The organism is Protofrankia sp. Cas4 (assembly GCF_963555915.1).
In the GTDB taxonomy this organism is placed as follows: Bacteria; Actinomycetota; Actinomycetes; order Frankiales; family Frankiaceae; genus Protofrankia.
This window is the reverse complement of the sequence record NZ_CAUVXL010000015.1, coordinates 13,228-23,541: the sequence shown is the minus strand read 5'-3', so window position 1 is coordinate 23,541 and position 10,314 is coordinate 13,228. Positions and strand designations below refer to the sequence as shown.

At 65.4% G+C, this 10,314-nt stretch carries 10 protein-coding genes; 6 read left to right on the top strand and 4 right to left on the bottom strand.

Annotated elements, in window-relative coordinates:
- Window positions 1–1,210: 1,210 nt before the first annotated feature.
- Window positions 1,211–1,756, bottom strand: coding sequence for a class IV adenylate cyclase (locus U9979_RS01805; RefSeq protein ID WP_322766250.1), 546 nt, complete (start codon window positions 1,754–1,756; stop codon window positions 1,211–1,213).
- 1,051 nt (window positions 1,757–2,807) lie between these two features.
- Here U9979_RS01805 and U9979_RS01800 point away from each other — a divergent pair.
- Together U9979_RS01800 and U9979_RS01795 are read left to right on the top strand one after the other, a co-directional pair.
- A complete protein-coding gene (locus U9979_RS01800) occupies window positions 2,808–4,436 on the top strand; it encodes a right-handed parallel beta-helix repeat-containing protein (protein ID WP_322750556.1) in 1,629 nt (542 codons plus the stop codon).
- A 129-nt stretch (window positions 4,437–4,565) separates the two neighbouring features.
- Entirely contained in the window at window positions 4,566–4,982 is a 417-nt protein-coding gene (locus tag U9979_RS01795) for a hypothetical protein (protein ID WP_322777995.1), read from the top strand.
- A gap of 17 nt (window positions 4,983–4,999) precedes the next feature.
- Here the strand turns inward: U9979_RS01795 and U9979_RS01790 are convergent, their stop codons facing one another.
- Window positions 5,000–5,155 carry a hypothetical protein gene (locus U9979_RS01790; protein ID WP_322750558.1) on the bottom strand — a complete coding sequence of 52 codons (156 nt, stop codon included), beginning with the start codon at window positions 5,153–5,155 and terminating at the stop codon, window positions 5,000–5,002.
- Between the two features lie 103 nt (window positions 5,156–5,258).
- Here U9979_RS01790 and U9979_RS01785 point away from each other — a divergent pair, with 103 nt between their 5' ends.
- Complete coding sequence (locus U9979_RS01785; protein WP_322777994.1) at window positions 5,259–6,143, top strand: LLM class F420-dependent oxidoreductase; 885 nt, start codon at window positions 5,259–5,261, stop codon at window positions 6,141–6,143.
- A gap of 190 nt (window positions 6,144–6,333) precedes the next feature.
- On the opposite strand, the gene U9979_RS01780 is transcribed toward U9979_RS01785, so the two are convergent.
- The gene (locus U9979_RS01780; RefSeq protein ID WP_322749745.1) at window positions 6,334–7,029 is read right to left on the bottom strand and encodes an NAD(P)-dependent oxidoreductase; all 696 of its coding nucleotides are present in this window, start codon (window positions 7,027–7,029) and stop codon (window positions 6,334–6,336) included.
- Between the two features lie 99 nt (window positions 7,030–7,128).
- Between U9979_RS01780 and U9979_RS01775 the strand changes: the two genes are divergently transcribed.
- From U9979_RS01775 to U9979_RS01765, 3 genes are all read left to right on the top strand, one after another.
- Window positions 7,129–7,638, top strand: coding sequence for a MarR family transcriptional regulator (locus tag U9979_RS01775; protein WP_322770565.1), 510 nt, complete (start codon window positions 7,129–7,131; stop codon window positions 7,636–7,638).
- Window positions 7,639–7,980: 342 nt separating this feature from the next.
- Window positions 7,981–8,418, top strand: coding sequence for an Hsp70 family protein (locus tag U9979_RS01770; protein ID WP_416219208.1), 438 nt, complete (start codon window positions 7,981–7,983; stop codon window positions 8,416–8,418).
- A 492-nt stretch (window positions 8,419–8,910) separates the two neighbouring features.
- The gene (locus U9979_RS01765) at window positions 8,911–10,029 is read left to right on the top strand and encodes a glycerophosphodiester phosphodiesterase (RefSeq protein WP_322749743.1); all 1,119 of its coding nucleotides are present in this window, start codon (window positions 8,911–8,913) and stop codon (window positions 10,027–10,029) included.
- Here the strand turns inward: U9979_RS01765 and U9979_RS01760 are convergent.
- On the bottom strand, window positions 10,026–10,169 hold the full coding sequence (locus U9979_RS01760; protein WP_322777993.1) for a hypothetical protein: 144 nt from the start codon (window positions 10,167–10,169) through the stop codon (window positions 10,026–10,028). The genes U9979_RS01765 and U9979_RS01760 overlap by 4 nt on opposite strands.
- Between the last annotated feature and the right edge of the window lie 145 nt (window positions 10,170–10,314).

Genomic DNA, 10,314 nt, shown 5'->3' with positions numbered 1-10,314 from the left:
AGCTCCTTCGAGTTCGCCCGGCTGGCGGCGGATCACCGCGCCGGAGGCGGTCTGCGCCTGGTCGGTCTGTCCGGAATCGTTCTCCGGCCAGCCGGGATCGCCGTGGCGTCGTGGCGACCATGTGTCACGAGTGGTCAACAAGGGCCATCCTCGAAGGTTCGAATGACGGGGAACGGCCGGCGACAGGGGGCGCGACGTCGCGGGTCGCAGCGCTGTCCCTCTCAGCCTGGCGGACGCGCGAGAACGGGCACCCGGTCGGACCCAGCCGATCGCGAGCCAGCCGATCGCGACCGGACCGATCACAGTCTGGATCCGAAATTGCCCGCGGATACCCCGGACGCAGCTCTGTGGACCGGCTCAGAGGCCGAGTACGCAGCGACCGCCAACCTTAATGATCGACAAAGTGATGCGGCGGTCCCGGCCACATACGCATCCCGGCGGCCCCCGTCGGACCATGGCATAACGCAGGATCCAGCCTGGCGAACGCCTGCCGAAGCCGAACACACCGGCCGGCTGTCCCGCAGAACCGTGGTATGCCGATACTCCTACCAGGCCGGCGGTCACCGTTGGGAAAAGAAGCGAAAGCACGCCACGCACGGCTCGGGTCGCAAGCGTCCATGCACGATCGATAGACCGCCGGCGCCACCGCGGTAGCCCGGCACGGCTCGTGTAACGGACAAAGTAGCCGAATGACGCGGCACGCCCGGAAGCGGGACCCGCCGACACCGATACCGCGCAGGCAGCTGTCCCGGTCATGCCTGGGAGCGACTCTCGAATGTATTTCGCTGTACCGCCGGCGACGGACCGGATGCGGACCAGCCAGCTCGACCAGACCACGGGATGCCCCGTCGGTCGACCACGAGCCCGTCCACCACGAGCCCACCCAGTCGGACCCGGCGTCGCGACATGTGCTGGAGCCCGCCCGTCTGTAGTTGCGTGCGCCCGAACTCGGCGCCTCACCTGCTCAACGAGCAGTTTATGCACCGGAGATGGAACAACGCAGGCACAACCCGGCGGAAGCTACTGTGCTTACGCCCTCAGGGTGAATTCCACCCGACCGACCCCGCCCCAGGACAACGCCACACAGGCCAACACCACAGACCAGCAGCACAGGGACCAACTCTGTACAGACTAAACCGGTACAGACTAAACCGGTACAGACTAATCAGGATAAACCAGGTCGATACCGAACAGGTCCACCGTGAAGCACTCAGGCTGCCCGCAGCTGCGCCGTTCGCACCAGCGCGTCACACGTCTCCTCCGTACGCGTCACATCAACGCACAGGGAAGTCACGAATGCATTCAACGCCTCCTGGACGACAACCACCGACTCATGCGCGGGTACCGGACAGTCGAGCTCCAGAAACATACCCAGACCGTCCAGTTCATCGACGCAGAGTGATACGTCTCCCACCCGTGCCGTTCGCCGTGTCTTGGCCACTCGCACCGTCGGGCAGAAACCCATGTTCAGGATCGCCTGATGCATCTGGTCACGATCAGCAACCTCAGTCTCGTATGCATCACATGCCTGCGCATTAACAGTCGGCCGCCGCAGCGCGAAAAAATGACGGTTGTTTATCGTACGAAGCCGTGGGAAGGAGACGCCCAGCCGGCTGTCGGCGAACGTCCAGCGATCGGGAGCGTACGCCTGGTCATCCTGAAAGAACGGCTCGCCCAGGTCGATCCCTCGCGCCTTGAGGGTCAGGAGGAGCGCCTCCCTGTCTCTCACATGGAACTTGACCTTAACCTCGCGCACACAAGCCTCCCCATCGTCTGTCCCGCCATCCCCCGACGCGACAGCCTGGCACATAACCGAACGACCAGAAGTGACACCCACCGCCAAAGCTATAGAGCCGGATGGACGTTGGACGCCAACGGAGTGGGCATGACCACATCTTTCTGGCGCGCATCTGAGCCGAGCCACGCGACATCAACCCTCAGCTGACAACCAGCAACAGTCAGCACACGTTCCACCCTTCCATCCGGCAGCGGCGCATTGGTTCGAGAGCCACTCGCTTCCATCCTCGGGCGCCCGCTCCATCCGTCGTCGTCGGCTCCCGTCATCCCACGCCGGTTGCGACGGAGCGCCACGTCACAAACATGTTGCACGCGAGCGGTGAGCGAAAACTCCGCTACCGCCACCGGATCAGCGACCCAACCGCCTCCGCGGCCGGGTCGAAGCCGAGCACCCGTCGGTCACGAGAGCGAAGCCACCGACATCCGGATGGTGCTCGATCTGGTGAGTTCGGGCAAGTCCGGCTCCCTTCCCGAAACCGGCCTTGCCAGATCACCCTCGTGCGACGAGGTCCCCGCGCCCACCTGATCGAACCCACCTGATCGAGCCCATGGACCGGTAACCCGGGAGATATAGCTGATATCAACGGGTCCCGCACCACGGCCACGATCGAAATTCGCGACGCATTCATCACGATTCGCAAGGTCTTTCGGAGGCTCGTCCGCCCGGCGATGGAAGCGATAATACAGAAGCGACGGAAACAGAACCGGCCGAGATGGGACCTGCCGACTCCGCTGAAGACATTTCAGGCGTGTCGGCGCAGATATCCCGGATTTCCGGTGGTCCCGCTTCAGCCAGCACCCGGTGGAACTATCCGGCCAGGCCCCGTCACGCACCGGCGCTCTCCAGCGAGCCGGCCGCCGAACTGTGTGATCATATTTGCCGGCCGGCCCGCAGACTCCCGAGAAGCGCGGGCGAGCAGCGGAGAACCAGTCGGTCACGGTCACCTTCAAAGGCCCCAGTATGCTCCGGTACGGATCAGTTGCAGACATCGCACCACGGGGAGCAGCGGATGGGACCTACCTCAACGGACGGTCGCGCCCGCGACAACACCGACAGCGGCGACAACGACGGCGGCTACGGCTACGGCGACGGCGACGGCGACGGCGACGGCGACAAGACCGACAGCGGCGGCGACAGCGGTAGTCGCAGCGGCGACACCACCGCCGTCGCCCGACCGGCGAGACACCGGGAGGGTTTCCACTCGGTGCTGAGCACGCGGCGCCAGCTGTGGCTGCCGCTCGGCGGCGCTATCGCGGCTGCCGTCGTCATCCTTGTCCTCCTCGTCGTCGTCCTGGGTGGTGGCGGCTCCTCGGCCCCGCACGCCGCCGGTACAACCGGATCCACGACCGCGGCGAGCCCGCAGACCTCCGCCGCTGCATCCGGCCGCTGGGTGCTTGCCGTCGACGCGCGCCCGCTGGACGGGCAGTCCGTGTCGGCCGGCATGGATGTCACCCTGAATCCGGGTACGGACACCCTTGACAAGGTCGAACGCGTCAAGTTCTCTCTCGACGGCAACACGGTGCTCGATGACCGGGACGCTCCGTTCACAGTCCATCTCGACGCGGTGGCCGCGGGCAAGCACACGCTGACCGCACGGGTCCGTACGAACACCGAGAGCGCCGAAGTGACAGCCGCCTTCACATCCACCGGGGACGGATCGACATCGGCCACGTCGGCTCCGGCCGCCGCGCCGACCGCCGAGGTACCAGCCGCCGTGCTGGCACAGGTACCGAACGCGCCTGATCCATTGCGGACAGTCCCGGTTTCCAATGCGGATCAACTGACCGCCGCGCTCGCGTCCGCCCAGCCGGGAGACCTCATCAATCTCGCGGACGGCAACTACAGCGGCCACTTCGTCGCCAGCCAGCCCGCGAACGCGAAGGCTCCGATCACGGTGCGCGGTTCCCGCAACGCGGTGATCGACGGAGGGTCGATCAAGGAAGGCTACGGCTTCCATCTCGACAACGCCGACTACTGGCGGCTGGAGGGCTTCACGATCCAGAACGGCCAGAAGGGGGTGATGACCGACCAGACCAGCGGCGCGGTCATCACCGGACTGCTGGTGCGCAACGTCGGTGACGAGGCCATCCACCTGCGGAACTTCTCCACCGACAACTTCGTCGTCGGATGCACCGTCAGCGGCACCGGCCGCAAGGAAGCCGGCTTCGGCGAGGGCATCTACATCGGTACGGCCAAGTCGAACTGGACGAAGTTCAGCGGCGGAAAGCCGGACAACTCCGACCGCAACCAGATCATCGGTAACACCATCAGCGGAGTCACCGCCGAGGCCGTCGACATCAAAGAAGCAACAACGGGCGGCGTTCTGAGCAACAACAGCTTCGACGGTTCGACGATCACCGGGGCGAACTCCGCAGACTCCTGGGTGGATGTCAAGGGCAACAACTGGCGTATCGAGGGCAACAGGGGTGTGAACAGTCCGAAGGATGGCATCCAGACCCATGTCCTGCTCGACGGCTGGGGCACGGGGAACATCATCACCGGCAACACCCTCGACGTCCGCGGCCCCGGCTACGGCGTCAGCATCGACAAGCCGGACAGGACCAGGAACACCGTCTCGTGCAGCAACACCGTCACCGCTGCGGCCAGCGGCCTGTCCAACGTGCCCTGCACCCGGTGAGGACGTGCGCCGCCCTACCCGTCGGGTCCGGCTGCCGGACCGGGACCAACGTGAGGTGACATTTGAGGACGAAGTCGCTGGTGCTCGTACGTTGCGGGATATGGATGAAATCGCGCAGGAGAGCCTGACGTGTCGGTGGCACGCGCGTCGGCCGCTGAGCAGATGGTCCCGGCGCTGCGGCCTGCGATCTCTCTCATCGACCACGAGGGGGTGACATTGATCGCCGCCGAGGTGGAAGAGCTCCCCCGCAATCAGAAACCGTGCTACGTGCGCAACAAAGGTATGGAACATGGCTCGTACCTCCGCGTAGGGGAGAGCGACCGTCGACTCACGAGCGAAGAGGTGCAACAACTCACCGCTGAACGCGGCCAGCCGCGCTTCGACCATGAACCGGTGCCCGATATAAATCCAAAAACCGCTGAACATTGGCTTGGGCGTCTTAAGCAAGAGGGGCTGGTGGAATCCACGGTTGCCGGGCACGGCCACCGCGACACGCGGTACCGCTTGACCCCGACTGCCCGGAAGCAGAACACACCATTCCAGTGACCAGGCGTCAATCCCGATCAGGCAATCTGGCTGCACGGATCGCGCACGTTACCTGCGGAGCGCTCCGGGTTGCGTTCCGCGGAGCACAGCCCGACCCGGTCGATTACTCCTTCGGTGACAGCAAGATCGGCGTTTCCTTCCACCGCCTCCGAACTTCCGGACGCGGTTCCCACGGGAGATCCAGGCGTGCTTCCGGGTGAAGCTTTCCGCGGCACACTGACACCGACGTCACGTGCGTCGACGCCATCAGGCCCGCATAGCCACGAGGGGATTAACATGGACATCGGACGGGTCGGCATCTGGTCGATCGCCCTGGATACACAACCGCTGTCCGCCGCGCAGGACGCGGTCGCCGAACTCGACGAGCTCGGGTTCGGTGCCCTGTGGATTCCCGAGGCTACGGGCAAGGAGATCATGAGCCACGCGGCGCTGCTACTCGCCGCCAGCCGGCGCATGGTCGTCGCCACCGGGATCGCGAACCTGTGGGCCCGCGATGCGACCGCCATGGTCAACGCCCAGCGCACCCTGACCGAAGGATTTCCCGACCGTTTCCTGCTCGGTATCGGCGTCAGCCACACCCCCGCCATCGCCCACCGCGGCCACCACGGCCACCAGATGGCCAGCCCACTCCAGGTCACCCGCGACTACCTCACGGCCATGGACGCCGCCCCCTACTACGGCGCCCCACCCGCCACCGGTCTGCACCGCATCCTCGCGGCCCTCGGACCGAAGATGCTCAGGCTCGCCGCCGAACTCACCGGCGGCACACACACCTACACCGTTCCCGTCGAACACACGGAATTCTCCCGCCGCCACCTCGGAGAAGGACCCCTTCTGATCCCCGAACAGAAAGTCGTCCTCGTCACCGACCCCGGCGATGCCCGCCGCATCGCCCGCGCCAACGTCAGCCGCGTCATCCGCCTCCCCAACTACGCCAACAACCTGCGCCGACACGGCTTCACCGACGACGACCTCGCCGGCCAGGGCAGCGACCGCCTCATCGACGCCCTCGTCGCCTGGGGCACCCTCGACGACATCCACCGCAGAGTCAAAGACCACCTCGATGCCGGCGCGGACCACGTCGCCCTCCAGGTCCTGACCGCCGACCCGACAACACTCCCCCGTCGGGAATGGGGCGAACTCGCCGCACTGATCCACTAGACGAGTACGCGCGCCCGACAACACGAGCGTGGATCAAGGAACGGAGCTGGGGTTCGACCTCGTGGCACCCTTCGACCTGGCCAAACGGTGCCTGCTGTCGAACAATCCCTGTGGACGGTGCAGGAACTCGCACGGTTCCTGCACATTCCCGGGAACATCATCTCCAGGACGAGCCGCAGTCCGTCCAACGTCAGCCTCTCTTGAATGCCTCCCGGCGCAGCATCTGGAACAGTGTGGGAGCGCCCTCGAGCGTTGTCACTGCGACCGCCTTACGCACGAACCGGGCATTTCCCGCCTGCTCGAGCAAGCTCGCGGCGAGGTCGGCGCGGCTGGTGAATACGCCCGGCGCCTGATCCTCGTGAAGCTCGTACCTCGTCACCCCGACAGCATCGAACAGGCCCGACGGGCGCATGATCGTCCACTCCAGGTCGCTGGCGCGGACGAGTTCCTCCATGAGCCGCATGTCCGCGTACGTCGTCTTGCCAATCGTCGCAGTGAGCAACGGCTGCATGACTCGGTTCAGCAGGAAACCGCCGTCAGCATGGTAGTGCGGCTCGGTGGCACTCGAGCTGACCACGACCAGTCGCTTGATCCCGTGCTTGGCCATCGCGGCGACGATGGTGCGCACGCCGTCGCTGTAGACGCTGATCGGCTTGCGCGTGAAGGGCACACCGAGCGTCGACAGCACGACATGTGCCCCGTCGATCGCGCGATCGACGGCCGGCGCGTCATGTACGTCTGCCTCCACGACGTCCAGTCCTTCGTGCGTGACAGGGAAATCGGCCGGCCGCCTGGTCACCGCTACGACGTCGTGGCGGGCGGTTAGCGCCTGCTCCGTCAGCAGTCGGCCGGTCGACCCGTTGGCCCCGAAGACGACGATCCTCATGGTTACGCTCCTCCTGACCCTCGGGCGCGGGTCGCGATCTAGTACTACGAATCTCGTATGATACGAAAACGATAGCATAACGTGGGGAGGTCAGGGGGCTTGACAGCGCGAGGTGTTGACGGATCGGCGTCTGGCGAGGGAGGACGAACCCGGAGCCGGCGGATCGCCGAGGCCAAGCTGAGCCTGCGCGAGCTGCGGATCGAACTGGCAGTGCTCAATCACCGGGTGGGCTCGCGGATAGAGATCAAAGATGTTGACTTCGACTGTCTCGACGTCATCACGCGCCACGGCCCGATCAGCCCGAGCGCTCTTGCACGGCGCGTCGGTGTGCACCTCGCCACGATGACCGGCATTCTCGACCGCCTCGAGAGGGGCGGTTGGATCGTGCGCGACCGGGTCGAGAGCGACCGGCGTGCCGTGCTCATACGCGGTGTGCCCGACAAGCAGCGCGACATCTTCCGGCTGTACGACGGTATGAACCGCTCGCTGGACAGGATCCTTGAGAACTACAGCGACGACGAGATCGACCTCGTCGTCGACTTCCTGCGACGCTGCACCGAAGCCGGGCAATCTGCCACGGACCAGCTCGCGAAGGACTCGGATACCTGATCGGAAAAATTGACCGGAACGGTCTGCTCGACATCCCGCCGGGCGGTGGGGTTGACCGACTTGGGCTTGGGCAGCACCGCCCGCAGCCGGCTCATTGCCGTGACCGCGCCTGTTGCCACGCGCCGCGCAAGCCCAGCGGGGATAGGAGCGCCCGGCAATAGGGTGTAGATCAAGGAGTGGAGTGGGCCGCGTAGAGCACCGCTACCCGGGCCTCCTCGCGCCTCGCAACGCATCCACCGCAACCCCACTCCTTGATCCGCATTCCCTTCGGTGCGACGAGTGGAAGGAAGACATCAGGAGGTGCCAGTTTTCGGGCAGAAAATGTATGTCAACCATCCACTCGTGCTCGGCCGGCTACCGCCTGACGGCGCTCCCGCCCGCAACGGGCCGACCGCAACCGCCGAGGGAGGCGAGCCCACAGTGATCGCCAATGCCGAGGGCTCCCGGACGACCCCGGCCGTGGTCGACCTGGTGCGCGAACTCGCCGGCGGTGAGGAACCGAACAAGGGCCTCAACCCGGATGAGGCCGTCGCGATCGGCACCTCGCTGCAGTCCGATTTCACGAACCTCGCGGTCAAAAACCCCTTGTTGCTCGACGTCAACCCGCTCTCCCTCAGCATCGAGAGCAACACGACCATCACCGCCATCCGGGAGGCCACCACCGAACTCGCCAAGGCCGGCTCGGCTCGGCGATGGGCCAGTCGCTCTATGCCGACATCGTGGACGAGGAGGACAAGAAGTGACCTCCTCCCCCGTGGTGAAATCAGCCTGACCACGTGACCGATGCTCCAGGCGACGACGCCACCAGGACAACAACCAAGACCAGCCGTTGCCGACGGCAGGACCACCAGCTCGACTGATCACAAAAGTCTGACTGGAGTGCTATCGGGAGAACATGAACAAGAATCCACCCACCACAGCTGAAACTATGCGATCTTCGCTGTGTGGCCGTGAACCGCGGAGCCCGGGTTCCCGATTGTCGGGACGTAACCCGAGGCTATCCCACACCTCACCACAGCCATAATGGTCAATACTGACCATGGCAACCGACAAATATCAGGCAGCCACCGAGTTTTCAACCCGCGACGACAGAAATGTGGACACAGACGATCTTGAGGAAAGATCAAAAACTGCCAGGGTCAGCGGATTCACCAACTCGATAGCTGATCGACAGCGATGGATAAGATGCGGTCCATTCCATCGTTTTCTCCCATCGGTTTGCTGCACAAGCGCGCCGCCGGCGAGGGTCGCCGCCGTTGCGCTGGAGGACTCGTGGACCGTCGTACCGTGATTGCGGGCATCGCAGCAGCCCCCCTGGTCGCCGCTACCGGGGTGACCGGCACATCATCGGCGTCAGCCGCCGAATTCGGGGGCCACGAGCGCCATCGGACGCTGGTGATCGGGCACCGCGGCGCGTCGGGCTACCGCCCTGAACACACCCTCGCCTCGTACGAGCTGGCCGCGCGGATAGGCGCCGACTTCATGGAACCCGACCTCGTGCCCACCAAGGACGGCGTCCTGGTCTGCCGGCACGAGCCGGAGATCGGCGGCACCACCGACGTCGCCGACCACCCGGAGTTCGCCGCCCGCAAGGTGACCAAGGTGCTGGACGGCACGCCGGTCACCGGCTGGTTCACCGAGGACTTCACACTGGCTGAGCTGAAGACCCTGCGCGCCAAGGAGCGGCTGCCGGCCTTCCGGCAGGAGAACACGATGTACGACGGCCGGTTCGAGGTCCCGACCTTCGTCGAGCTGCTCGAGCTACGCCAGCGCCTGTCCCGGGAACTCGGCCGCGAGCTCGGCGTCTACCCCGAGACCAAGCACCCGACGTACTTCCAGAAAGCCGGTCTTCCCCTCGAGCAGCGCCTCCTGGACCTCCTGAACCGATACGGCCTGAACCACCGCGGCGCCCCGGTGTTCGTGCAGTCCTTCGAGACGGGGAGCCTGCGCCAGCTGCGTACGCTCGGCCTGCGCGCTCCCTCGGTGCAGCTACTCAGCGCTAGCGGCGCTCCATTCGATCTGATCGACGCCGGCGACCCGCGGACCTACGCGGACCTGTCCACGCCGGCCGGCCTGCGACAGATCGCAAGCTACGCGAACGGAATCGGACCGGACAAGACGCAGATCATCCCACGGGCCGCGGACGGAACGCTGGGCACGCCGACCTCGCTCGTCCCCGACGCGCACGCCGCGGGGCTGGTACTGCACCCGTACACCTTCCGGGCGGAGAACAACTTCCTGCCGGTGGACTACCGGCGCGGCGCGAACCTCAGCGACTTCGGTCGGGGGATCGACGAGCAGGTGACATATCTGAAGGCCGGCATCGACGGGCTGTTCACCGACCAGGCCGACATCGGCGTCATCGCCCGGAATGAGGCTTTCAAGTCCTAGCCGGCCAGGTCCTGGCTGGCGTCCTGGCTGGCGTCCTGGCTGGCACAGCACGGCGTAATTCCAGCGGGGATGAGCTCCCCGCGTTGCGGGAACGTGCTGAACATGGTGGCGGCGACCAACCTCGCCACCATGTTCAGCACGCCGGCGTTTTGACGAAATGACCGTGCGACCTCAACGTGCCGTGGACAACTGCTCCGGACGGTCCCGCGACCACGCCAACGTGTCACTGATGGCATCGAACAGCTCGAATAACTCCTCGGCGATGTCAACATGCGGACTGCTCAG